27 protein-coding genes are annotated in these 23440 nt (G+C 34.2%); 22 read left to right on the top strand and 5 right to left on the bottom strand.

Annotated features, from left to right (window positions below):
- The 14 genes from rplM to IJI93_RS00110 all read left to right on the top strand — a co-directional run.
- A partial coding sequence (gene rplM / locus IJI93_RS00175) for a 50S ribosomal protein L13 (protein ID WP_292818132.1) occupies positions 1–352 on the top strand: 352 nt, incomplete at its 5' end.
- Positions 353–371: 19 nt separating this feature from the next.
- Positions 372–773 carry a 30S ribosomal protein S9 gene (locus IJI93_RS00170; protein ID WP_292784773.1) on the top strand — a complete coding sequence of 134 codons (402 nt, stop codon included), beginning with the start codon at positions 372–374 and terminating at the stop codon, positions 771–773.
- 47 nt (positions 774–820) lie between these two features.
- Entirely contained in the window at positions 821–991 is a 171-nt protein-coding gene (locus IJI93_RS00165; protein WP_042694539.1) for a DNA-directed RNA polymerase subunit N, read from the top strand.
- A 51-nt stretch (positions 992–1042) separates the two neighbouring features.
- On the top strand, positions 1043–1249 hold the full coding sequence (locus IJI93_RS00160) for a DNA-directed RNA polymerase subunit K (protein ID WP_394355669.1): 207 nt from the start codon (positions 1043–1045) through the stop codon (positions 1247–1249).
- 137 nt (positions 1250–1386) lie between these two features.
- Positions 1387–2631 carry a phosphopyruvate hydratase gene (gene eno, locus IJI93_RS00155; RefSeq protein ID WP_292808873.1) on the top strand — a complete coding sequence of 415 codons (1245 nt, stop codon included), beginning with the start codon at positions 1387–1389 and terminating at the stop codon, positions 2629–2631.
- A gap of 24 nt (positions 2632–2655) precedes the next feature.
- A complete protein-coding gene (locus IJI93_RS00150) occupies positions 2656–2850 on the top strand; it encodes a 4Fe-4S dicluster domain-containing protein (protein WP_292808876.1) in 195 nt (64 codons plus the stop codon).
- A gap of 24 nt (positions 2851–2874) precedes the next feature.
- On the top strand, positions 2875–3474 hold the full coding sequence (gene rpsB, locus IJI93_RS00145; protein WP_292740274.1) for a 30S ribosomal protein S2: 600 nt from the start codon (positions 2875–2877) through the stop codon (positions 3472–3474).
- A gap of 9 nt (positions 3475–3483) precedes the next feature.
- Entirely contained in the window at positions 3484–4332 is an 849-nt protein-coding gene (gene amrB / locus IJI93_RS00140; RefSeq protein WP_292808878.1) for an AmmeMemoRadiSam system protein B, read from the top strand.
- Positions 4333–4341: 9 nt separating this feature from the next.
- Positions 4342–5304 (top strand): mevalonate kinase, encoded by a 963-nt coding sequence (gene mvk / locus IJI93_RS00135; RefSeq protein WP_292808880.1) that lies wholly within the window; start codon positions 4342–4344, stop codon positions 5302–5304.
- 4 nt (positions 5305–5308) lie between these two features.
- A complete protein-coding gene (locus tag IJI93_RS00130) occupies positions 5309–6109 on the top strand; it encodes an isopentenyl phosphate kinase (protein WP_292808882.1) in 801 nt (266 codons plus the stop codon).
- Positions 6110–6113: 4 nt separating this feature from the next.
- Entirely contained in the window at positions 6114–7160 is a 1047-nt protein-coding gene (gene fni / locus IJI93_RS00125; protein ID WP_292808884.1) for a type 2 isopentenyl-diphosphate Delta-isomerase, read from the top strand.
- A 3-nt stretch (positions 7161–7163) separates the two neighbouring features.
- The gene (locus IJI93_RS00120; RefSeq protein ID WP_292808886.1) at positions 7164–8507 is read left to right on the top strand and encodes an RNase J family beta-CASP ribonuclease; all 1344 of its coding nucleotides are present in this window, start codon (positions 7164–7166) and stop codon (positions 8505–8507) included.
- Between the two features lie 12 nt (positions 8508–8519).
- Complete coding sequence (gene idsA / locus IJI93_RS00115; RefSeq protein ID WP_292808888.1) at positions 8520–9500, top strand: short chain isoprenyl diphosphate synthase IdsA; 981 nt, start codon at positions 8520–8522, stop codon at positions 9498–9500.
- Positions 9501–9862: 362 nt separating this feature from the next.
- Positions 9863–10654, top strand: coding sequence for an ADP-ribosylglycohydrolase family protein (locus tag IJI93_RS00110; protein ID WP_292808890.1), 792 nt, complete (start codon positions 9863–9865; stop codon positions 10652–10654).
- Here IJI93_RS00110 and IJI93_RS00105 read toward each other — a convergent pair.
- Positions 10641–11420, bottom strand: a complete 780-nt coding sequence (locus IJI93_RS00105) for a TrmB family transcriptional regulator (protein WP_292808892.1) — start codon at positions 11418–11420, stop codon at positions 10641–10643. The genes IJI93_RS00110 and IJI93_RS00105 overlap by 14 nt on opposite strands.
- 119 nt (positions 11421–11539) lie before the next feature.
- On the opposite strand from IJI93_RS00105, the gene hcp reads away from it, so the two are divergent.
- The 4 genes from hcp (at position 11540) to IJI93_RS00085 (ending at position 14329) form a co-directional block, all read left to right on the top strand.
- On the top strand, positions 11540–12847 hold the full coding sequence (gene hcp / locus IJI93_RS00100) for a hydroxylamine reductase (RefSeq protein WP_292808893.1): 1308 nt from the start codon (positions 11540–11542) through the stop codon (positions 12845–12847).
- A 3-nt stretch (positions 12848–12850) separates the two neighbouring features.
- Positions 12851–13180 (top strand): cupin domain-containing protein, encoded by a 330-nt coding sequence (locus IJI93_RS00095; protein WP_292808895.1) that lies wholly within the window; start codon positions 12851–12853, stop codon positions 13178–13180.
- A 389-nt stretch (positions 13181–13569) separates the two neighbouring features.
- Positions 13570–13764, top strand: coding sequence for a hypothetical protein (locus IJI93_RS00090; RefSeq protein ID WP_292808897.1), 195 nt, complete (start codon positions 13570–13572; stop codon positions 13762–13764).
- Positions 13751–14329, top strand: coding sequence for a zeta toxin family protein (locus IJI93_RS00085; protein ID WP_292808899.1), 579 nt, complete (start codon positions 13751–13753; stop codon positions 14327–14329). The genes IJI93_RS00090 and IJI93_RS00085 overlap by 14 nt, the downstream gene beginning before the upstream one ends.
- Positions 14330–14497: 168 nt before the next feature.
- Here IJI93_RS00085 and IJI93_RS00080 read toward each other — a convergent pair whose 3' ends face one another.
- Positions 14498–14971, bottom strand: a complete 474-nt coding sequence (locus IJI93_RS00080; RefSeq protein WP_292808901.1) for a restriction endonuclease subunit S — start codon at positions 14969–14971, stop codon at positions 14498–14500.
- A gap of 4 nt (positions 14972–14975) precedes the next feature.
- On the opposite strand from IJI93_RS00080, the gene IJI93_RS00075 reads away from it, so the two are divergent.
- Positions 14976–15563: a hypothetical protein gene (locus IJI93_RS00075; RefSeq protein ID WP_292808902.1), complete on the top strand. Its 588-nt coding sequence runs from the start codon at positions 14976–14978 to the stop codon at positions 15561–15563.
- A 146-nt stretch (positions 15564–15709) separates the two neighbouring features.
- On the opposite strand, the gene IJI93_RS00070 is transcribed toward IJI93_RS00075, so the two are convergent.
- The 3 genes from IJI93_RS00070 to IJI93_RS00060 all read right to left on the bottom strand — a co-directional run bounded on the left by IJI93_RS00070 (position 15710) and on the right by IJI93_RS00060 (position 18592).
- Positions 15710–16522, bottom strand: coding sequence for a class I SAM-dependent methyltransferase (locus IJI93_RS00070; RefSeq protein ID WP_292808905.1), 813 nt, complete (start codon positions 16520–16522; stop codon positions 15710–15712).
- Positions 16519–17529 carry an aldo/keto reductase gene (locus IJI93_RS00065; RefSeq protein WP_292818128.1) on the bottom strand — a complete coding sequence of 337 codons (1011 nt, stop codon included), beginning with the start codon at positions 17527–17529 and terminating at the stop codon, positions 16519–16521. Before IJI93_RS00065 ends, IJI93_RS00070 begins: the two co-directional genes overlap by 4 nt.
- A 61-nt stretch (positions 17530–17590) precedes the next feature.
- Positions 17591–18592, bottom strand: a complete 1002-nt coding sequence (locus tag IJI93_RS00060; RefSeq protein ID WP_292808909.1) for a lipopolysaccharide assembly protein LapB — start codon at positions 18590–18592, stop codon at positions 17591–17593.
- A gap of 126 nt (positions 18593–18718) precedes the next feature.
- On the opposite strand from IJI93_RS00060, the gene IJI93_RS00055 reads away from it, so the two are divergent.
- The 3 genes from IJI93_RS00055 to IJI93_RS00045 form a co-directional block, all read left to right on the top strand.
- Complete coding sequence (locus IJI93_RS00055) at positions 18719–20389, top strand: glutamate--tRNA ligase (protein ID WP_292808911.1); 1671 nt, start codon at positions 18719–18721, stop codon at positions 20387–20389.
- An 8-nt stretch (positions 20390–20397) separates the two neighbouring features.
- Entirely contained in the window at positions 20398–20865 is a 468-nt protein-coding gene (locus IJI93_RS00050) for a hypothetical protein (protein WP_292808913.1), read from the top strand.
- 251 nt (positions 20866–21116) lie between these two features.
- Positions 21117–23440, top strand: a 2324-nt coding sequence (locus IJI93_RS00045) for an Ig-like domain repeat protein (protein WP_292808915.1), incomplete at its 3' end; no start/stop codon positions are given.

The following is a 23440-nucleotide window of genomic DNA, read 5'->3' as shown; positions in this document are numbered from 1 at the left end:
CGAAGAAGTTGTAATTCTCAACGCTGAAAAAATTATGTTAACCGGTAATAGGGATTGGGCTTATGCCAAATACAAACAAAGAGTTGACAGGGCAAGTATTTCCAACCCTCGTGACTTAGGTCCTAAATATCCTAGAAGGCCAGATGATATATTTAGAAGAACTGTAAGAGGAATGTTACCTTTCAAAAAAGCAAAAGGTAAAACCGCATACAAAGGATTAAAAGCTTTTGTAGGAGTACCTGCAGAATATGCAGATGCTGAACTCACTGCAGTTCCTGAAGCAGAATACAAAGATCTTAAAAAAGGTATTGAATTAGGAGAAATCTCCAAACTTTTAGGAGCTACCTTTTAAATAAAATGGATGTGTGATTATGGTTAAAGTTATTCATACAAGTGGAAAACGTAAAACAGCTATCGCAAGAGGTACTGTTCAAGAAGGAACTGGTAAAGTAAGAATTAACAGAATTCCTTTAGAACTTTATTCTCCTGAGCTTGCAAACTTAAAATTACAAGAACCATTAACCTTAGCTGGTGACTTAGCTAATGAAGTTGATATCAACATCAAAGTTGTTGGTGGAGGAGTAATGGGTCAAGCTGAAGCTGCACGTATGGTAATTGCAAAAGGACTTGTACAATGGTCTCAGGATATGGATTTAAAAGAAAAATTCATACAATATGACAGAACTATGTTAGTTGGAGACCCAAGACGTTCTGAACCTAAAAAATATGGTGGTCCTGGAGCAAGAGCACGTAAACAAAAAAGTTACAGATAATTACTCTGTACCTTTATATTTTATTTAAATTAAAAAAGATGATATAAATGATTCCTATTAGATGCTTAAGTTGTGGAAAACCAGTATCTGCTTACTTTGATGAATATAACAAAAGGGTAGCTGCTGGGGAAAAGTCAAAAGATGTTTTAGATGACTTAGGTTTAACTAGATACTGTTGTAGAAGAATGTTAATTTCTCATGTGGAAACCTGGGAATAATTTTACAATTGTAGGGATATTGTATTGTAAAATATAATCTTGGTAAAATATATGCCTAATAATGGAGTAATATTCATGAATGTTGAGAAAAAATTAACAAGGTTTGAAAGAGCTAGACTTCTTGGAGCTAGAGCAATTCAAATATCCATGGGTGCAAAACCTTTAGTTGATATTAAAGATTCATTAGATCCAATTGACATAGCTTATGAGGAGTTAAAAGCTGGAGTTTTACCATTAGATGTTATTAGAGATGAATAAATAGTTTTTTTTCTATTTATTCTTAAATTATTTAAAAAAAATAAAAAATACCAACATAACTCTATAAAGAAACTTACTGATTTTTTAAAGAGTATAGATTATATGGTAATAAATTAAATGGCACTGAGGTGTTTTTTTTGGATAGTGTAATAGAAGATGTCCAAGTTCGTAAGATTTTGGATAGCAGAGGTAACCCAACTATTGAAGTAGATGTAGTTACTTGGAATGGTTTTGGTAGAGCCGCTGCACCAAGTGGAGCCAGTACTGGTTCCAGGGAAGTTGTATCTTTTCCGGAAGGCGGAGTAGATTTAATAGTCCGTGAAATGGAAGATTTTATAGCTTCTGAACTTATTGGAATGGATGCTGAAGATTTGACTACTATTGATGAAGTCCTTAGAGAAATCGATGGTACAGATAATTTGGCAGCTATTGGTGGTAATACTACAGTAGCAATTTCCATGGCTGTTGCTAAAGCAGCCGCAAAATCTTATAACATGCCATTATACAAATACATTGGTGGAAGTTTAGTAAATGAATTACCGTTTCCTTTAGGAAATATGATGAACGGCGGAGCTCACGCAGGCATTAATGCACCGGATATTCAGGAATTTTTGGTTGTTCCTATAGGAGCTACCAGAGTTAGTGAAGCTATCTTTGCTAATGCTAATGTTCACAAAAGATTAAAAGAGTTAATTCAAACTAAAGACTCCAATTTTACTGGTGGTAAAGGCGATGAAGGAGGATGGGTACCAAATATCACTAATGATGCAGCTTTGGAAATCCAAGCTAAGGCATGTGAAGAAGTTGGTGATGAACTCGGTATTGAAATTAGGCCTTCTTTAGATATGGCAGCTTCTGAATTGTGGAATGTTGATGAGCAAAAATATGTTTATGCTCAAGATGGTGTTAAAAGAGACACCGGAGATCAAATTGATTTTGTAAAAGAAATCATTGATACTTATAAAATGTTTTATGTGGAAGACCCATTCGATGAATCTGATTTCGAAGGATTTAGCGAGTTAACTTCAAAAGTTGGGGATAAATGTTTGGTTTGTGGTGATGATTTATTCGTAACCAATAAAGAATTGTTGGATAAGGGTATTGAAATGAATGCCGCAAATGCTATTATCATTAAGCCTAATCAAATCGGTTCTTTATCTGAAACTTATGCTACTGTAAAGTTAGCAAAAGAAAATGGTATTGTACCGGTTGTATCCCATAGATCAGGCGAAACAACTGATGAAACTATTGCACACCTTGCTGTTGGTTTTGCATCTCCGATGATTAAAACCGGAGCTATTGGTGGTGAAAGAATAGCTAAATTAAATGAACTTATTCGCATTGAAGAAGAACTTTCCAATCCGAAAATGGGTGAATTCTAATAAATATTTTAGGGAGTGAGTTTAATGGCAAAAGTAACTATTGATTATGATAAATGTGATGGTGCTGACTGTGCAGAATGTTCTGACGTTTGCCCAATGGAAGTATTAGTTCTCGAAGGAGATAAAATCACAATTAACAATCCTGAAGATTGCAGTTATTGTGAAGTATGTATGGACGTATGTCCAAATGAATGTGTACACATTGATGATGAAGATTAAATATAATAAAAAAGGTGATTATTAATGACTAACGAACTTTTAATAGATTTAGATAATTATTTAGCAGCAGGTTTACATATCGGAACCCAACAAAAAACTAGTGACATGGAAAAATATATATTTAGAGTAAGATCCGACGGTTTATATGTTTTAGACATTCAAAAAACTGATGAAAGAATCAGACAGATTGCAAAACTTTTAGCAAAATATGACCCGGAAGATATTTTAGTAGTAGCTACCAGACAATACGGTCAGGCTCCTGTTAAAAAATTCGGTGAAATTACCGGCGCAAAAACTATCCCTGGCAGATTCATTCCAGGTACTTTAACAAACCCTAATTACGCTAAATTCATCGAACCAAAAATCATTGTTGTAACTGACCCAAGATCTGATGCTCAAGCTATCTTAGAATCAAAACAAAACGGTATTCCTGTAATTGCATTATGTGATACTGAAAACTTACTCAGTTTTGTTGATATTGCTGTACCTGTAAACAACAAAGGTAGAAAAGCTATTGCATTAGTTTACTGGTTACTTGCAAGACAAATCTTAAGAGAAAGAGGCGACATCCCAGAAGATGGTGACTTAGATATTGAAGCAACTGACTTTGAACTTAAATTCTAATCGAGTTAAATGTTAAGAAAACCTGCTGTTGCCGGAGCATTTTATCCGGCTAATCCTGAAACACTAGTTAAAACTATTGAAAATTGTTTTTTAGATGATTTTGGGGTTGGGGAAATACCGAAATTGAATAAATTTGATGGTGTAGATTATCCTATCAATATTATGGTTCCGCATGCAGGTTATCAATATTCCGGTGCAATAGCATCTCATAGCTATTGCAAATTAGTTCAAAATGGTTTTCCTGAAGTTTTTATTATATTAAGTCCTAATCACACAGGTTATGGTAGTGAAATTTCAGTGTTTAATGAAGGGGAGTGGATAACTCCTTTAGGTAGTGTAAATGTTGACGGCGAATTTGCAAACACATTAATTGATAATTCAGATATTGCAACTGCTGATTTTGCAGCTCACACTCATGAACACAGTATTGAAGTTCAGCTACCTTTCTTACAATATTTTTCCAGTGATTTTAAAATAGTTCCAGTCACTATGGGTTCACAATCTTTTGCTGCTTCAAATGATTTGGCAAAAGCTATTGTTGAATCTGGCAAACAGTTAGGTAAATCCTATGCAGTTATTGCCAGCACTGATTTGTCTCATTTTAACAATCAGGAAAAAGCCAATAAGGTTGATGGTTTTGTTCTGGAAGATATTGCAGAGATGAATGAATTCAAACTTTTTGAAGAGGTTGTTCAGTACAATATAACAATGTGCGGTTACGGTCCGGTAATGACAACAATTGCTGTTTCAAAGATGACTGATAAAAACAATTGTGAAATATTGGCTTATGGAACAAGCGGTGATGTTACCGGAGATTTGACTTCGGTAGTAGGTTATGCTTCAGGTATTTTTAAATAAGGTGTATTTATGATAGCTAAGGCTTCAGCTCCTGCAAAAGCAATTTTATTCGGAGAGCATTCTGTAGTTTATGATGAACCTGCTATAGCGGGTGCTGTAAATAAAAGGGCTTATGTTACTATTAAGGAATCTGAAGATGACAGATCTATTTTTAGAGCTCCAAATATTAATTTTGAAGCGCAACTTCTTACACGTGAAAAGAAATATATTTTATTGAAAGGAAAACCTGGTATTATTAGATATATCTTAGAGTCTCTTTACAGAGTACATGACCATACTCCAATTGATATTACATTGTCATCAAATGTACCTATCGGTTCGGGGCTTGGATCTTCTGCAGCGGTTACAGTAGCTACTTTGGCTGCATTGTATAGATATCACAATATTCGTTTTAATAAAAAATCTCTAGCTCATGACGCCCACATGGTTGAACAGGCAGTTCAGGGTGTTGCAAGCCCGCTTGACACTTTAGTTTCTACTTATGGAGGTCTTGTTTATTTATCCAGAAATAAAAAAGTTGAGCATTTTAAAGTTAATTTTAATGTTCCTTTTGTAGTGGGATATACTACAAAACATGGAAACACCGGTAAAATGGTAAAGGACGTTAGAAATCTTAAAAACAAAAATCCTAAAATTATCAATCCGGTAATAACATCCATGGGTAATCTGACTAATTATGCAAAACAGGCTATTTTAAAAAGAGATTTCAATAAAGTTGGAGAATTGATGAATATTAATCATGGATTTCTTGATGTTTTAGGAGTAAATACATTAGAATTATCCAGAATGGTATATAATGCACGGGAAGCTGGTGCTATTGGTTCTAAAACCACTGGTGCTGGTGGTGGGGGTAGTATTATTGCACTCTGCCCAGGCAAAGTGGATGAAGTTGCTGAGGCCATAGCTCGTGATGATAATATTTTAAAAATCCATTTCACTCGAAAAGGAGTTTCTTCAAGGGTTTATAAGTGATTTTATGATAATTTTAAAAATTGGTGGAAGTATCCTGACCAATAAAGATTCTGCTGAAAGTGAAATTGACAGTGATTCTTTAAAAAGAATAGCTGGTGAAATCAAGTCTTCACTTGACAAGTCAGATAAGCAATTAATCATTGTTCATGGTGCGGGGTCATTCGGACATCCGCCTGCCAAGGAATATAAGATCGGTGAGGTGTTTGATGAAAGTGAACTGCCACAAAAAAGAATCGGATTTTGCAAAACACAGAATGCAGTTAAAAAGTTAAACATGCTAATCTGTGAAGCATTCATTGAGGAAGACTTGCCGGTTGTTGCAATTCCTGCTTCAAGTTTCATGACTGCTACAAATAAACGAATCACTAAAGGAAATTTGGAATCTTTTAAAAATTATCTTTCTAAAGGTTTTATTCCAGTTATTTATGGTGATGTTGTCTTGGACAGCGAGCTTGAAATCTGCGTAATTTCAGGTGACCAGTTAATTCAATACTTGGCCGTAAATCTAAATCCTGATAAGGTAATTCTGGGAACTGACGTTGATGGAGTTTACAACAAGAATCCTAAAACACATGATGATGCAATATTTTTCGAAAAATTCTCATCAATTGAAGATTTAGACACTTTGGAAGGAACTACAAATGTCGATGTGACAGGTGGAATGGTTGGAAAAATTAAAGAACTTTTATATTTAGCAGATTTAGGAATCGAATCTATGATAATAAATGCTGAAGTTAAAAATAATATTTTCAAAGTTTTGGAAGATGAAAAGGTAAAAGGAACAATAATTTCAAGGGGAAATTAAAAATATGATTTCAGATAGAAAATTAGAGCATTTATTAATTTGTGAAAATTATGATGTGGAGTTTAAAAATAAAACTACTGGATTTGAAGATATAGAATTAATCCATAATGTGTTTCCTGAAGTGGATAAGAATGAAATTGATTTATCAACTTCAGTATTTGGTAAAAAATTAGACTCTCCTTTATTTATTACAGCTATTACTGGTGGCCATCCGGCTGCAAAATCAATAAACAAGCAATTGGCAATAGCAGCTGAAAATAATAATATTGCTTTGGGTGTTGGATCTCAAAGAGCTGCCTGTGAGCATCCCGAACTTGCTGATACTTACACTGTTGTTCGTGAGAATGCTCCGGATTGTTTGCTTGTCGGAAACATTGGCGCACCACAACTTAATTTAGCAGAAAAAGCAGTTGAAATTTTAGATGCAGATATTTTGGCAATTCATCTAAATCCTCTTCAGGAATCTATTCAACCGGAAGGTGATTTGGATGCAAGAGGTTACACTGACTTAATCAGTCAAATTACACAATCAGTTGATATTCCAGTACTTGCAAAAGAAACAGGATGTGGAATATCTGCAGAATCAGCAAAGGTTCTGGTTGATGCAGGTGTTGATTTTATTGATATTGAAGGTGCTGGCGGAACTAGCTGGGCTGCAGTTGAGACCTACCGCGCTGAAGACAGATATTTAGGTGAAATATTTTGGGATTGGGGAATTCCTACAGCAATTAGTACTGCTGAAGTTACTAATGCAGTTGAAATTCCGGTTATTTCTTCCGGAGGAATTCGAACAGGTCTTGAAGCGGCTAAAGCTATTGCTCTTGGAGCTGATGCTGTGGGCATGGCATTGCCATTTTTAAAAAATTGTGCATCTCAAAAACAACTTAATGATTTTATTAATAGATTTAATGATTCACTTAGAATTGCAATGTTTTTAGTTGGAGCTAACAACATTGAAGAACTAAAACAATCTAATTTAGTCATTCGAGGAAAAACAAGGGAGTGGCTCAATGAAAGAGGAATTAACACTAAAAATTATTCAAGGAGATAAAACATGAGTGTAGAAGTAATCGCTATCGGCGGATATCAAGAAGTCGGGAAAAACATGACTGCTGTTAGGATTGGCGAAGATGTAATTATCTTTGATATGGGAATCCATCTTGACAGAATCAGTATGCATGAAGATACTGATATTGATAGAATGCATAGCTTAGATTTAATTGAAAGAGGAGTTATTCCAGACGATACCTTAATGAAAGATGTGGATGGTAAAGTAAAAGGAATAGTATTCTCTCACGGTCACTTGGACCATATTGGTGCAGTAGCCAAATTGGCTCACAGATATGATGCACCATTAATCGGAACACCGTATACTGCTGCTTTAATTGAAAAACAGATTAAAGGTGAACGTAAATTTAAGGTTACAAATCCAATCAGACCTTTAAACCCTGGAAGTAAATTGAAATTATCTAAAGATATTACTTTAGAGTTTGTTCAATCTACTCACAGTATTCCGCAGGCAGTATTTCCGGTATTGCATACTCCAGAAGGAGTTATTGTGTATGCATTAGACTTTAAATTTGATAATCATCAAAAAGTATCTCCACCTCCTGATTACAAAAGGTTAAAAGAACTTGGAAGGAAAGGAGTGCTTGCTTTAATTGTTGAGACAACTAATGCCAAAAACTATAATGAGGTTAAAACTCATTCAGAAAGAATAGCTAAAAATATTTTAGAGGACGTAATGAAAGGGCCTCTTCAAGAGAAAACTGGTATGATTGTTACCACATTTTCATCTCACGTTGAACGTGTACAGGCTATTGCAGATATCGCTAAAAAAAGCCATAGGGAAATATTCTTCCTAGGAAGGTCTATGGAAAGGTTCTGCGGAATAGCACAAAAACTGGGTATTTTAAAATTACCGAAAAATGCCAGTATTTACGGCTCTCCAAAAGCTGTCAATAAAGCTTTAATGAGAGCTGATGAAGACAGGGCAAATTATTTGCTTGTAACTACAGGTCACCAAGGTGAACCTGATGCATTACTTCCAAGAATCGCTAATGGCAGAACACCATTCAATATTAAAAAGGGAGATAATGTAATCATTTCAGCACCAATCATTCCGAATCCAACCAATGCTGCAAATAGGCATATTATGGAAAGGAGATTGAAATTAAAAGGTGCTAGAATTTATCCGAATGCTCACGTTTCTGGACACGCTGGAAGAGAAGATCACAGAGAATTCCTACGTATGTTAAAACCACAACATATTATTCCAGCACACGGAGACTTATCAATGCTTGCAGCTTACGCTGAACTTGCCGAAGAGGAAGGTTATAGGATAGGATATGACATTCATATCTTAAGGAATGCTCAGGCACAAGTTTTTAAAAGTTAAAGAGGGAATAATATGAGTGATGTAAAAGAAGTGTTAGGAAATTATTCAACTGACATTACAAAAACTATTGAAGAGGAATTGGCAACTATTACTCCGGATAATCTTGCAGAAGCATCAGTTTATCTTACAAGAGCTGGTGGAAAAATGCTCAGACCGGCTTTAACTTTAATTGTTGCTGAAGCTGTTGGAGGAAAACGCGAAAATGCACTTAAATCCGCTGCAGCTATAGAATTGATTCATACATTTTCACTTATTCATGATGATATCATGGATCAGGATGATATGAGGAGAGGAATGCCATCAGTTCACAAGGTTTGGGGTGATGATGTAGCTATCCTTGCAGGTGACACTTTATTTTCAAAAGCTTTTGAAATAATTATAGGCACTGAGGGCACTAGTTCAGAGCAAAACAACAAGGCATTGGCTACTGTTGCAGATGCATGTGTAAAAATCTGTGAAGGTCAGGCATCTGATATGGGCTTTGAAGATAGATTTGATGTGACTGAAGATGAGTACATGGAAATGATTTTCAAAAAAACTGGTGCACTGATTGCTGCTGCTACTAAAGCAGGAGCTATCATGGGAGGAGCATCAGATGAAGTCATTGAAGCAATGTATGAATATGGTCGTTTAATTGGACTTGCTTTCCAAATTCAGGATGATTATCTTGACTTGGCTTCCGATGAAGAAACATTAGGAAAACCTATTGGATCAGATATTGGAAAAGGCAAGATGACTATTATTGCAATTAAAGGTTTGGATAATGTTGAGGATGATAAGTTATTAGAAATTTTAAAAGCTGAAGAAAATTCTCAAGATGAGATAGATGAGGCAATTGAAATTTTATCAAATTGTGGTGCTATTGAATATGCTCGCAATTTGGCACTAGAATCTGTTGACCAAGCTAAAGAAGTACTTGAAATATTACCTGATTCTTCATCCAAACAGGTACTTGCAAACATTGCAGATTTCGTACTTGAGAGAAGTGCATAATTTCTCTCTTTTTTACTATTTTTTTTAGAATTAGAAAATTATTTTTATGGTTCCGGGCGAACCCAGAACCACTAATTTTTATGCTAGATTTCTCTGTGAAGTAATTGCATGAAATTTCTATATTTTTTTGGTAATACGTATATGAATTTATTCAATGAAGCATGTCATTTGAATGATTTTTTATTTTTAGATATATAGAAATTTCCGTGTTTTTGATAATATTAGATATTATCGTCTATAATTATGTTTAAAGAATTATATAATCTTTTTTATTCTTTTCTGGGACAATTTTACACTCTTAAAGCAATTTTTCGAAGTGGGGTCAATAATATTTATTAATGATTTATTCACAATATATTATTATGAAAGGTATAATTGGAGCTATAAGTGGGGACATCATTGGTTCAACCAGGGAGTTTGACCCCATAAAAACTAAGGATTTTGACTTATTTACAAGAAGGTCCATATTCACTGATGATACTATAATGACATTGGCAGTAGCTAAGTGGTTATGTGAAAATAAAGATTCAAAAGATGTTTTGATTAAAAATTTAAAATATTTTGGTAATTTATATCCCAATGCAGGTTATGGTGGCAGGTTTTATGAATGGTTAAGACAGGACAGTCCCGAACCTTATGGCAGTTGGGCAAACGGATCTGCAATGCGCGTTTCACCATGTGCTTGGGTTGCAGATACTCTTGAGGAAGCACAGGATTTGGCTTACACTTCTGCTGTTGTAACTCACAATCATCCTGAAGGCATTAAAGGAGCGCTTGCGACCGTAGATGCAATTTATCTTGCAAGAGTTGGCGCAAGCAAAGATGAAATTAAAGACCATGTTGAAGTTAGATATGAATATGATTTAAGCAGGCCATTAGATGAAATAAGGTCTTATTATTCTTTTGACGTGTCTTGCAAAGGAAGTGTCCCTGAATCAATAATTTGCTTTTTAGAAGCCAATGACTTTGAAGATGCAGTTAGAAATGCAGTATCTTTAGGCGGTGACGCCGATACACAAGCTGCAATTGCAGGAAGTATTGCATCAGCATTTTGGGATGTTCCTAAAAGTATTTCATATAAAACTATTCATCGTCTGGATTATACGTTGCTAAATGTTTTCATTGATTTTGAAGAGAAATTTAACTCTGTTTAGATTTCTTTTTTAATTTTTTTAACTGATTCATGAATCTGTCATCGTAGTTTCGCGCTATATCTTCGTATTTATTCCAGATTCCAATTGCTGTTTGTGGAATTACATTTCGTTTATCCTCCGTAAACTTTGTGTATGTATGCATCATTTCCTTTGAATCTGAAATGATAAGCTTAACAAATGGAATATCTGCTTTTTGGATATTGATGTCATTTTCCTTAAAAAGTTGGATAATGTTAAACTCTTCATCATTGATATAGCAAGTTGGTGAAGCGAGGATATTTACTCTTAAATCTGATCTGTTTTTAAGGGCTTTTACTAATTCATCCCCTTCGCCTTCAAAGAGAAATCCTATTCTCATATTTATTGATTTTTTTGCCCTTTTTATGATTTCAAGTTCCTGTGAGATAATCTTGTCAACGCCATATATTCTCCAGATAGGGGCCTGAACCTGACTCATACCATTTTCATAAACGTATGTTAACCTTGTAATGGTATCATCAATTTCGCTGTCCAGCCGTTCTTTTTCACGGGATAATACCTCAACTGGAGATTTAACGTTGTATGTTAATGGTCTTCCATCCTCAATGTCAATGAAATTCTTTTCATTTAGTTTTTTCAACACATCATATATTTTGCTTCTTGGAATGTTGGCACTTTCGGACACTTCAACTGCAGTTGCGGATATCAGTGATGTCAGTGCAACATATGCCTGGGCTTCATACATTGTTAATCCAATTCCTTTTAAAACTGATAAATTTTCATCCATAATAATATTTTGAAAGTAACCATATATAATTGTTACTTTTAACCCTTAACAAGTGACAAAATCTTTATATACTCTCTTTAATTAAATAAATATTAACAACTCTTAAAGAGGTAATTATTATGGCAGACGGATTAGATATGTTTTGTTATCAATGTTCCCAAACCGCTAAAGGTACAGGATGTACTGTTAGTGGAGTTTGTGGTAAAAAACCAACCGTAGCAAGATTACAGGATAACTTAATCTTCACTATGAAAGGAATAAGTGCATACAACTACAACGCAAATGTTTTAGGAGCTTATGATCCTGAAATCGATGCATTTTTAACCAAAGGATTGTACACAACATTAACTAACGTTAATTTTGATGTTCAGGATTTAGTTGCATTGGCACTTGAAGCTGGTGAAAAAAGCGTAGCTGTAATGAGATTACTCAAAGACGCTCACATTAAAGCTTACGGTGAACCACAACCTGTAGAAGTTAAAGTTGGGGCACAAGAAGGTCCTGCAATAATTGTAACCGGGCACGACTTAAAAGCTCTCGAAGAATTATTAAAACAAGTTGAAGGAACAGACATTAAAGTTTACACTCACTCTGAAATGTTACCTGCTCACGGATATCCTGGATTAAACAAATACGAAAACCTAGCAGGACAATTAGGTGGAGCATGGCATGATCAAAGAACAATCTTTAAGAAATACAATGCAGCAATCGTTGGAACCAGTAACTGTGTACTTCCTGCTCTTGACGCATACAAAGAAAGAATGTTCACTATGGATGTAGCTAAACTTGAAGGAGTAAAAACTATAGATGATTATGATTTCTCAGAAGTTATTGAATGCGCAAAATCTCTTGGATCTCTAGAACCAGAAGAATTAACTACCATAACTACTGGTTGGAGTGCAGGAGCTATTGTAGAACATGCTGATACAATTAAAAGATTAGTTGAAGAAGGTAAAATCAGAAGATTCTTCGTTGTCGGAGGATGTGACAAAGCAGCTAAACACAACGATTATTACAGAGAATTCGTACAGAACTTACCTCAAGACACTGTAATTTTAACATTAGCATGCGGTAAATACAAATTCAATGACTTAGATTTAGGTGATATTGAAGGTATTCCAAGATTATTGGATGTAGGTCAATGTAACGATACTATTGTCGCAGTGGATGTGGCATTAGCATTATCTGAATTATTTGACTTGCCATTAAATGATTTACCATTAACTATTGTGCTCAGTTGGATGGAACAAAAAGCAGCTGCAGTTTTATGGGCATTATTATACCTTGGAAAAACTGACATGTGGATTGGACCGATTCTTCCTGCATGGTGTAATGAAGACATCATCAATGTCCTAGTTGAAAATTACAACTTGACTCCAACAACTGGTGATGCAATAGCCGATATTAAAACTATTATGGGGGAATAAGCAATGAGTGGGGATATTAAAGCACAGGCTTTGGATATCCAATTTTTGGTCGACTATCAGCAGAATACTGTTGTTAGTCGTGAAGTAATCAAAAAGGAGTTGGGAACTGTAACATTCTTTGCCTTTGATCAAGGTCAGGGCCTCTCTGAGCATTCAGCTCCTTTCGATGCAATGGTTCAGGTTATTGATGGTGAAGCCGAAATAACTATTTCCGGTAAAAAACACACTGTTAAAGCAGGTGAAATGATTATCATGCCTGCAAATGAGCCACATGCGCTTCAGGCAGAAAACAGTCCATATAAAATGATTTTAACCATGATAAAAAGTGACTAATATAGTAATGTAGTTTAGGTTTGTCTCATATTAAAAGACAACCTTTATTATATTTATTTTCAGCAAGGAGAAAATCCGAAGTTTATTAAGTTGGATGTGGGCAGTATCATGGAAATTGATTGTTTTAATTCAATTTAAATCTCCACTTCTTCTTTTTTATTTATTTTAATTAATTGCTTGCTCCTAAATTATTCTGTGACTTATTTTTCACTTAATCGATAGGCTTATAAATATCAGTTTTTAATCTATATTCACAATCATATAGTTGGGTTTATTAATTACAGTTTATTTGTGCATCGGTGCTTTTTCATCTAGTCGCAGTTTGAAAATATTTATTATTGATGAAGTTTATATCTTATAATACAATTAGAAATAGGAGGAGATTTATTTTGCAAGAAGGTAACGAATTAGATTCAACATGCGGAATTTCCGATGAAGAACTTACAGAAAGATTTAAAGCATCTATTAAAATAGATCAAGATATTTGTAAAATTAAAGGACTTCCTATTGCGGGTTATGATGATGAACTTAATTGTCCTTACATAGAATATCCTGATGGAAAGAGGGAATATGTCAAAGAATAAAAGACTTCCTGAAGTTATTGTATTTGCAGGCCCAAATGGAAGTGGCAAAACTACAATCACTCGCATGGCAAAAACCATTGGTGTCTATATTAATGCAGACGATATTAAAAAATCAAATTCATGCAGTGATTTGGAAGCCGCCGTTAAAGCGGAAGAACTTCGAGAAATGATGGTTGAAAAAGGTGAAGATTTCACATTTGAGACAGTACTTTCTACAGATAGGAATCTAAAATTGCTCCAAAAAGCTAAAGAAAAAGGATATTTTTTAAGATGCATCTATGTTTTGACATCAGATTATAAAATTAACATCACTCGAGTAAATATTAGGGAATCCATGGGAGGACATAATGTTCCAGAAGATAAAATTAAATCAAGATACTTCAAAGCATTGGATTTAATCCCTAAATTAATTGAGCTTTGTGATATTGTCCATATTTATGATAATACAAATGTTCCATTTAGAATTTTTAAGAAAAGAAAAGATGTGTATTATCATTGGGAGAATAAGTATTGGAATTTCTCAGATATTGAAAAACTTACTGGAATAAGTATGTATGAAAATTAATTCTCCCAATATTTTTGCTAAGTATCTATTTTATATATTATTTTTACATATTATTTGAATATGCTATAGTTGATGATTAATTTTTTAAAATTCTTTAAATTAGTTATTTTATTGGCTGATTTCATTTGGAATATATTTTTGACAGTATTTTCTTTTAAATAGTTAGGATTATAAATTATTATTTATTCTTTCGTTTATCTCAATTTTTTCATCAATCTTCGATAATACTGATAAAACTCTATTTTGATAACCTAAATCGGGGATTGGTAAGTCTAAACGGTTTAAAGTTTCAGTTCTTAAACTAGGAATTGATGTTCCTTCATTATATCTGCTTAAATCTATTAAAGACATTACGTAATAAAGAAATTTTGGAATAACAATTTTTTCATTAACTTCAGTATAAAATAATGTATCTACAGTCCAAAATGGCTCTTCAATATATCTAACTTTTTCAATTGAACCTTTTCTACCAATTAAAACAGAAGGTTTATCATAAAGATATTTCATTGAATAACCCATTAATCCACCAGTTCCAAAAATAGGGTATTGTCCATTCTCATCATCTTGAACTTTCTTCTGATTTTTCCCATATTTAATCTTGACTAAATCACCAAGAGAATAATAATCAAATTCTAAACTCAAATTTTTGGCTGAAAGGAAAGTGCTTGAAGCTGCACTGGATGGTTTGTATGTAAAAATCGTAAGGGTCGGAAACCTTATGGCCAGATATGATGACGGATTATTCCAGAAAAACTATGATACCAATGCATTTTTATCCAATATCAAATCAATTAAAAACCTTCAGGTTATATCAGATTCCATGTATAATGCAAAAATAGAGATGAGTCCAATTGATTTTACTGCAAAATCTATCATTGCATTGGCAAAAACTCCTTCTCAATGCAGTGTGTTCAACTGCCAGAACAATAATTTCTTATACACTAAAGACATTATTGAAGCATTAAATTCATTGGGTAATAATATTAAATGTGTCAGTGATAAAGAATTTTTTGAAATATGTATGGAGAATCTTGATGAAAATATTCAGGGATTAATCACATCAGATAACTCTATGGATGATTCAGAGCTTTCTGCAGATGCAAGTGAAGTTAATGTAAATATCACTCAGACTGTAGATATACTTAAGAAATTAGGATTTATTTGGCCAAAACCTGACTCTTATTATCTTAAACGATTTATCTTAAAAATGCAAGAATGCCACGACTTCTTTTAAGTCGTGGATGAATTGCACTATTGAGTATACTATCTTTTTTAATTAATTTTGTCATGGTTATCTCTTTTTTTTTTAAATACATATATGGATGATGTCACACAAACCAAGAGGAGGTTAGGGAGTGGTTAACTGCTCCTATTGTTAGTTCATTTTTTCCACCAAACCATTATCCAGTCAGCTTTGTCTTTTACATTGAATAATTTTCCGGTTTCTTCATCTTTGGTTAGAATTTCGGATAAATATCTTTTAAGCTCTTCTTTTTCACTTTCAGAGTATAAATCCAGTCGGAATTTGCCGTTGTCAACTGCCTCATCAATGCTGTCATATTCTCGGTAATTGTTCAGGTCAAATCTTTGGACATTTGCATATATTCCCATGTTGTAAAGTATGTTGAAGAAATAATTGTAATCAGGAAAGTTTTCGGTTTGTTTTCCAATTCTTTTATCAAAATCTTTTTCTATTTTTTTGTTTTCAGGTCCGAAAATTGTTATAAAAACATATTTATTAGCTATTTTATTCAGTTCAGCCAGCACTTCTTCAATTGGGATAATACCGTTTAGAGATCTTGAGCAGACAACAACATCTACATCTCCTATTTCATCGTATTTTATCTCTTCAATCGGTTTTAAAATGGTTTCAATGTTTGAAATATCATTTTCAGCAGATCTTTTTTCAAGATATTCCAACATTTTAGGTGATGAATCAAGTCCGATTACATGTTTGACCTTTTTAGCAAGAGGCACGGTTACAGATCCTTCACCGCATCCGACATCAAGCACTGTGTCATTTTCATCTAAAATCAGCATGTCAAATAATGCATCGTTATAGTCTTCTTTATGGGTTCTTTTAAAAAATCCAGGTGCTGCTTTATCCCAGTCTTTGTCAACTTTTGTGGCGAGTTTTTCAGCCCAAAAACCGGCCCAGTCGACATCATTTGGATTTTCAATGCACTGTTTCATAATTTCACATTCCCATTTAAAACATTTTGATAATCAGCATAATTTTCTTTTAAAAGCTCAGGAATATCCAGTTCATATGGGCAGTTGTCCACGCAGGCATAGCACTCCATACAGTTAGTGGTTTTTTCCATCATTTCCTGATACTCTTCAGTTAAATAGGGTTCAGTTGGAAAACGCCTAATCCAAAGGGACATTCTCGCACATAAGCTAATGTTGATGTCTTCAGGACATGGCATGCAGTATGCACAGCCTCTGCAGAAATTTTCTCCCAGTTCTTCTTTATCCTTTTTGATAATTGCTTTTAAATCATCAGTTAAAATAGTATTTTCATCATATGTTAGGAATTCTTCAAGCTCTTCAAGCTTTTGGATTCCCCATATCGGCAGGACATTGTCAAATTGGTTTATATATGCAAAACTGGCTTTTGAGTTTTTAAGTAATCCTCCGCCCATTGCCTTCATTGCAATAAATCCGACATCTAACTGTTTACATTTTTCAACCAGTTTAAGTTCCTCTTCACCGCTCAAATAGGAAAATGGATATTGCAATGTTTCGTATAATCCGCTGTCAAGCGCCTCATGAGCGTGGGTTATTTTGTGAGTGGTAATTCCAATATGTCTAATCATACCTTCATCTTTTGCCTCAAGCATTGCTTTGTAAAGTTCATCGTCTTTTTTCGGGCAAAATGAAATGTTGTGGAACTGATGCAAGTCAACATAATCAGTTTTCATACTTTTAAGTGATGTTTCCAAATCGCTCCAAAAATCTTCCACAGTTTCTGATCCGCTTTTAGTTGCCAGATAAATTTCTTCACGGGCAATGTCTTTAAATGCATTGCCTATTTTCTCTTCACTGTCTGTATAAAAATGTGCAGTGTCATAGAAATTGATTCCGTTTTCATAAGCGGTTTGAAGTATTTCAATTGAATCGGCCATATTGCGTCTTTGAATCGGGAGAGCCCCAAATCCATTTTTGTTTACTTCTAAATTAGTTTTTCCAAGCCTCATTTTAAAATCCATCCTATTTCATTTCACTAGTGAGTATTCTGATAAAATTCACAGGTTAATCTTAAAAACCGAATATTTTGAGTATTATATAAATAATTATTATTGCAATTAAAACGTAAATTGCAGTTTTTCCAGAAAGAAACTTTGTCTGTTTGAATTCCTTATCTTCAATGTCTCCATGCTTCATCAGTTCATCTTTTTTAAAGGAGCATTTCTGATAGATCGCTTCAATATCTTTTGGAAGTCTGCCATATTCATTCAGCATATTGATTGTTTTATTTAAGTATTTGACGGCTTCTTCTGTGTTTCCAAGCTTAAGTTCACAATATGCAGGTTTATAGTTGAAGTTGGTCAAAAGCTCCAAGTCATCTACTTCCTTTTCGTATTTTATGCATCGGTTGTAATATTTTAGTGCTTCCTTGTATCTTCCCAAATCATACAGGGCATCCGCTTTGGAGTTGTTGAGAAGTATTGTCTCGTCATTTTTAAGAGCATCGTCAATATATTCCAAAGCATCTTCGTTTTCACCGATTTTCTGTAATAGCAATCCCTTATATGATTGAACCTTTTCGGTGTAGCCGTTTTCATTTTCAAAGTGTTTTAGTAATGTCAATGCATCATCATACTCTTTGGCCTGTATCAACAGCTCAATTTTACCCATTTTAACCTCGCTTTTTTTAATTCTTGGCTCTTCAGCTTTTGAATAGGGATTGTATTTATCATAAGCTTCATCCATTAACTCCAGTGCTTCATCCAGATGGTTTTTATTAAAGCGAGACATTGCCTTATCACATATGGCATTAATGGATTTTGGTTGCTTTTCAAGGTATTTGTTAAAGTATTTTTCACCATAGTCGCCGTTGTCATGGCTTTCATCGTAGTATTGATAGTAAAGTCCCTTTTCTTCTAAAGCTAGAAGATAATCTTTTTCGATTAACAGGTCAAGAATTTCCAAATACTCGTTAATGTCATCTTTTGCATGTCTTTTACGGGCAATTCTTAAAGCTTCTTTGTAGTTTTCTTCTTCAATGTATTGTTTTGCCTTTTCGATAGCATCACTCATTATATCGACCTAATTTTTTTATCAATCTCCGATTTTTTTTACTACTCTCTCATTATATTTATATATTTTTAGATAGATAAATAATAATGCTTATTTTTATTAAATTAATTAAATTGTGATGATTAAATGAATGATTTAGAAGAAATTATCTATAAACATGCTTTATTGAATGCGGCAAAACATAAAGGTTCTGCAAATCCCGGAGCGGTTATGGGTTCAATCATGTCAAATGAACCTGAACTCAGAAGCAAGGCAAAGGAAATTGGACCTATGTCTGGTAAAATCGTAGCAAAGGTTAATGCTTTATCAACTGAAGAGCAAGCTGGTGAAATGGAAAGATTAGGTATTCAGCTTGAAGATAAAAAACCTAAAGCAAAAGAAAAAGGCTTGCAGGAACTTCCTGGCTCTCATGAAAACATCGTTTTGAGATTCGCTCCAAACCCAAGCGGGCCTCTGCATATTGGACACACCCGTGCTGCGGTTCCAAACGGAGAATATGTAAAAAGGCATGACGGTAAATTAATATTGAGAATTGAAGACACCGATCCAAAAAGGGTATATGAGCCTGCCTATGATATGATTCCTGAAGATTTGGAATGGCTAGGCGTCAAAGTTGATGAAATCGTCTATCAGTCAGACAGATTTGAAATTTATTATGATTATGCTCGCCAATTAATAGAAAAGGGCGCAGCCTACATGTGTACCTGTGACGGTGCAACATTCAAGGAACTTAAGGACAACTGCAAAGCCTGCCCATGTCGTGACAATACTGTTGAAGAAAATCTTGAGTTATGGGAGAAATTCGACACAATGGAGGCTGGTGAAGCAGTGCTTAGAGTCAAGACAGATATTGCCCACAAAAACCCTGCAATCAGGGATTGGGTTGCAATGAGGCTGGTCGATGAGGTTCACCCACGTTTGGGCACAAAATACAGAATATATCCTATGATGAACTTTTCAGTTGCAGTTGATGATCACTTGCTTGGCATGACACATGTATTGAGGGGAAAAGATCATCTTGCAAATACTGAAAAGCAGAAATACCTTTATGACCATATGGGATGGGACTTGCCTGAATTCATCCACTATGGAAGACTTAAAATGGAGGATATTGCACTTAGTACCTCAAAAGCAAAAGAGGGTATCGAAAACGGAACCTATTGTGGATGGGATGACCCAAGATTAGGTACTCTTAGAGCTATTGCAAGACGTGGAATTGACCCGAGATCAATTTATGATTTGATTACCGAAATGGGCGTCAAGATGGCTGATTCAGCTATAAGCTGGAAAAAAATCTATGGTTTAAACCGTAACTTCCTAGAACCTGTTGCAAACAGATACTTCTTCTGTGAAAACCCTGTTGAAATTAGTGTTGACGGTTATGAAGGCGGAGCAGTTGATGTTGAAAGACCACTTCATGCAGACCACTTGGATAGGGGAAACAGAATCTTGCCGTTTGACGGAAATGTTTATTTGGCTGAATCCGACATTAAAGATGGTCTATTCAGATTGATGGATGCGGTAAATGTTGAAATTTCAGGTGATGAAGTAAAATATCATTCAACTTCCTTTGAAGATGCACGTGAGGTAAAAGCCAGAATTATTCAATGGGTTCCAACCCAGGACAATGTGTCTGTTAAAATCGTAATGGATGATGCATCTGTTAAAGAAGGTCTTGGTGAAGCTGCGCTAAAAGACTTGTCAGTTGGAGATGTAGTTCAGTTTGAAAGGGTAGGATTTGCCCGTCTTGATGAAATTGCCGATGATGGGCTGATATTTTATTATGCGCATAAATAGGTGATTGGATGACTTTATTTTCAAACGGATTTGTAACTCTTGAAATGCCTAAAGATTTTGATGCGGTTACAACAAAAGAGGAATTTAATGACATGTATCTGGTAAATACCAAAATACCTATGTCAATTAAATTTTCAACAACCCCTACATTGGTGGGCCTTCCTGAAATCTGTGACGGCATTGAAAAGAATGCGGAGGCAAACGACAAGATTAATCTGATTAGCTCAGATTTTATTGTAATCAATGACGTAATCTATTACATGTTCGTATCATCTTTTTCTGATGGGGAAAAAGAAATCCGCCGCAATGAATTTCTATATGTCGAGGATGATAATCTCTATATTTTTGAATATATCTATCCTTATGCTGACAGGGAACTTGATGACTTTTATTTAAATGTTATTCGTTCTTTAAAGATTATTGTTCCAAAATACATTGTGGAAAACGGTAGCTACAGATTGAATAAAGAAGAATAATTCTTCTTTTTACTTTTTTTGAACAAATTTCAGTTAAATATTGATTGTTTTTTAATTGTTAAAAAAGTTAAATGTAATTTTGATTGGCAATGGAATCTTTTTGATTTTTTTGAATAGTTTCAACATATTTGAAAATATAATTGAAAAATTAATATTTTTTTGTTTATTGTATATTTAATTTAAAATTATTTAGGAAATAATAAATACAATTTAATTTATAAATATATATCAATTCAATTAATTGAAATAGGTTGAAAAATAATGAAATTAAAAAAGATGATGGTAATAACATTGTTTTTATTGGCTATTTTTACAATTGGTGCTTAAATGCAGCCGAAAATGCCACAGATGATGTTGTTGGCATTGAAAATCAAAATAAACTTGTAAATGAAGTAAATGATGATGTTTTAGCCGATAATCCTAAAACATTTGCGGATTTAAATTCAGCTATTAACGGTAATGAGGGTAGTGATGTTTATCTTAATGGAACCTATCTGTATCATTCAGATTCAGATTCCAGTTATCAATCCGGAATAAAGGTTTCACGTAATGTAACTATTCATGGTAACGGCTGCATTATTGATGGTAATAATTCGGCCGTACTTTTTGTACTGAGTAAAGGCAATATAGTTTTTAAAGACACTGTTTTTGTGAATGGTAAACATCTTTCTTATTATGAGAGCGGATCTATTTATAATACTGCCATTCTGTCTGTTGTCAATTGTACTTTTATGAATAACGTGGCTGCTAGGGGCGGAGCTATACATAATGGTTATATGTTGTCTGTTGAAAATTGTACTTTTATTAATAATACTGCAAAATCCCCAAGTGGTCCTTGGTATGGTGGTGCCATTTATAGTCATAATAAATTTTCTGTCGTAAATTCTAAGTTTATAAATAATTATGCACAGTCTTCTGGTGGTGCTATTCATACCAATTATTGTTTGTCTGTTGTCAATTGTGAATTTATTAATAATTCTGCAAGAGGCAATGGTGGTGCAATTTATACTATTTATGATCTTATTACGAATAGTTCTGCTGTTGAAAGTTCCATTTTTATTAATAACTCTGCTGGCGGAAATGGTGGTGCTATTATAACGGGTACTGAAAAAAAGGAAGGTGCTTACAAAACTGCAGATTGTATTTTCATTAATAACTCTGCGAAAAATGGCGGTGCACTTTATTGGGTAAATGCAACTAACTGTAACTTCACAAACAATAAAGCTACAGAAAATGGTGGAGCAATGTATGGCGCATCAGTTGCTGGAAGTAACTTTGAAAATAATGTTGCAGGCATTGCCGGTAATGACACATATAACACAACAGTAAAAACCCTTTCAAAGGTTATAATTACAGCTCCGGCAGTTACCACTCCTTACAATGGGGGCAAGGTCCTGATTGCCACACTAACTGACAGCGACGGTAAGGCAGTTGGTGGTGTTGAAGTTTCAGTTACTCTTAATAAGGTTGTTTCTAATTTGACAACCAACTCATCAGGTCAAATCAGTCTGTCCTGTGACGGCATCGATCCTGGCGATTATGTTGCAAAGATTAAATTCAAAGGTGATGATACATACCTTCCGGCTGAAAAATCAACAGATGTAATTGTTGAGAAAGTAGCATCCAGTTTGGATGTTGATTTTGCAAATATCGAAGTAGGTCAGATTGCATACATTAATGTTACATTGAACACTACAGCTACAGGCAATGTCGTTTTGGCATTTGATAAACAAAACTACACTAAAGACATTGAAAACGGCAAGGCCTTATTTGCCATATCTGATTTATTGGCCGGAAATCAAACATTTAAAGCAATTTACGGTGGAGATGAATTTTATAAAAATTCAAGTGTCATCAAATCAATAGAAGTTAAAAAAATTGACATAACAGATGTGCAGCTACCGACATCCGCTTCACAAAAGCAAACCACATTCAGCTTTGATTTGCCTTCTGATGCATCCGGAAACGTAACACTTGAAATTAACAGTGATAAATATAATACTACAGTTAAAAATGGTAAAGTAAATATTAATTTAGAAAGCCTTGATAAAGGAAAATATCCTTACAATGTTTCCTATTCAGGTGATGATAAGTATAATCAATTTGTCAAATCAGATGTATTGAATGTGGCTGATATTTCTACTTCAATCACTATTACAAAAGTGGATGGGGATTGTATTGTTGAAGGTGTTTTAAAAGATGGCGAAGGCAAAGGAATTTCTGGTGCCAAATTAAATGTTAAGGTTGGAAGCAGTAACTTAACAGCTACAACAGGTAATAATGGGGTATTTAGTTTCCAGGCAAAAGACAATTCTTTAATAACTATTGCTTTTGCAGGTAAAGATTCATATTTGCCGTCTGATGCTGAGATAACTTTGAATAATATTAATCCTGTAAGACAGGATACTGCCATTATAGCTCAGGACTATAACATTAAAGCTATTGATTATTATGCTGGTGAGCGTGGAGGATACTTCGAAGTGACTTTAACCGACGGATCCAAACCTATTGCAAATAAGGCTGTGAAAATAGGATTCAATGGTAAAGTATACAACACAACTACTGATGAAAAAGG

It is taken from the genome of Methanobrevibacter sp. (assembly GCF_017431965.1).
In the GTDB taxonomy this organism is placed as follows: Archaea; Methanobacteriota; Methanobacteria; order Methanobacteriales; family Methanobacteriaceae; genus Methanocatella.
The sequence above is the reverse complement of the archived record's forward strand: the minus strand, read 5'-3'. Positions and strand labels throughout refer to the sequence as shown.

Bases quoted from the DNA above. Each gene is read 5' to 3' on its own strand.
- IJI93_RS00170 (WP_292784773.1), top strand. From the start codon at position 372: ATGGTTAAAGTTATTCATACAAGTGGAAAACGTAAAACAGCTATCGCA.
- IJI93_RS00165 (WP_042694539.1), top strand. From the start codon at position 821: ATGATTCCTATTAGATGCTTAAGTTGTGGAAAACCAGTATCTGCTTAC.
- IJI93_RS00160 (WP_394355669.1), top strand. From the start codon at position 1,043: ATGCCTAATAATGGAGTAATATTCATGAATGTTGAGAAAAAATTAACA.
- IJI93_RS00150 (WP_292808876.1), top strand. From the start codon at position 2,656: ATGGCAAAAGTAACTATTGATTATGATAAATGTGATGGTGCTGACTGT.
- rpsB (WP_292740274.1), top strand. From the start codon at position 2,875: ATGACTAACGAACTTTTAATAGATTTAGATAATTATTTAGCAGCAGGT.
- amrB (WP_292808878.1), top strand. From the start codon at position 3,484: ATGTTAAGAAAACCTGCTGTTGCCGGAGCATTTTATCCGGCTAATCCT.
- mvk (WP_292808880.1), top strand. From the start codon at position 4,342: ATGATAGCTAAGGCTTCAGCTCCTGCAAAAGCAATTTTATTCGGAGAG.
- IJI93_RS00130 (WP_292808882.1), top strand. From the start codon at position 5,309: ATGATAATTTTAAAAATTGGTGGAAGTATCCTGACCAATAAAGATTCT.
- fni (WP_292808884.1), top strand. From the start codon at position 6,114: ATGATTTCAGATAGAAAATTAGAGCATTTATTAATTTGTGAAAATTAT.
- IJI93_RS00120 (WP_292808886.1), top strand. From the start codon at position 7,164: ATGAGTGTAGAAGTAATCGCTATCGGCGGATATCAAGAAGTCGGGAAA.
- idsA (WP_292808888.1), top strand. From the start codon at position 8,520: ATGAGTGATGTAAAAGAAGTGTTAGGAAATTATTCAACTGACATTACA.
- IJI93_RS00110 (WP_292808890.1), top strand. From the start codon at position 9,863: ATGAAAGGTATAATTGGAGCTATAAGTGGGGACATCATTGGTTCAACC.
- IJI93_RS00105 (WP_292808892.1), bottom strand. From the start codon at position 11,420: ATGGATGAAAATTTATCAGTTTTAAAAGGAATTGGATTAACAATGTAT.
- hcp (WP_292808893.1), top strand. From the start codon at position 11,540: ATGGCAGACGGATTAGATATGTTTTGTTATCAATGTTCCCAAACCGCT.
- IJI93_RS00095 (WP_292808895.1), top strand. From the start codon at position 12,851: ATGAGTGGGGATATTAAAGCACAGGCTTTGGATATCCAATTTTTGGTC.
- IJI93_RS00085 (WP_292808899.1), top strand. From the start codon at position 13,751: ATGTCAAAGAATAAAAGACTTCCTGAAGTTATTGTATTTGCAGGCCCA.
- IJI93_RS00070 (WP_292808905.1), bottom strand. From the start codon at position 16,522: ATGAAACAGTGCATTGAAAATCCAAATGATGTCGACTGGGCCGGTTTT.
- IJI93_RS00065 (WP_292818128.1), bottom strand. From the start codon at position 17,529: ATGAGGCTTGGAAAAACTAATTTAGAAGTAAACAAAAATGGATTTGGG.
- IJI93_RS00060 (WP_292808909.1), bottom strand. From the start codon at position 18,592: ATGAGTGATGCTATCGAAAAGGCAAAACAATACATTGAAGAAGAAAAC.
- IJI93_RS00055 (WP_292808911.1), top strand. From the start codon at position 18,719: ATGAATGATTTAGAAGAAATTATCTATAAACATGCTTTATTGAATGCG.
- IJI93_RS00050 (WP_292808913.1), top strand. From the start codon at position 20,398: ATGACTTTATTTTCAAACGGATTTGTAACTCTTGAAATGCCTAAAGAT.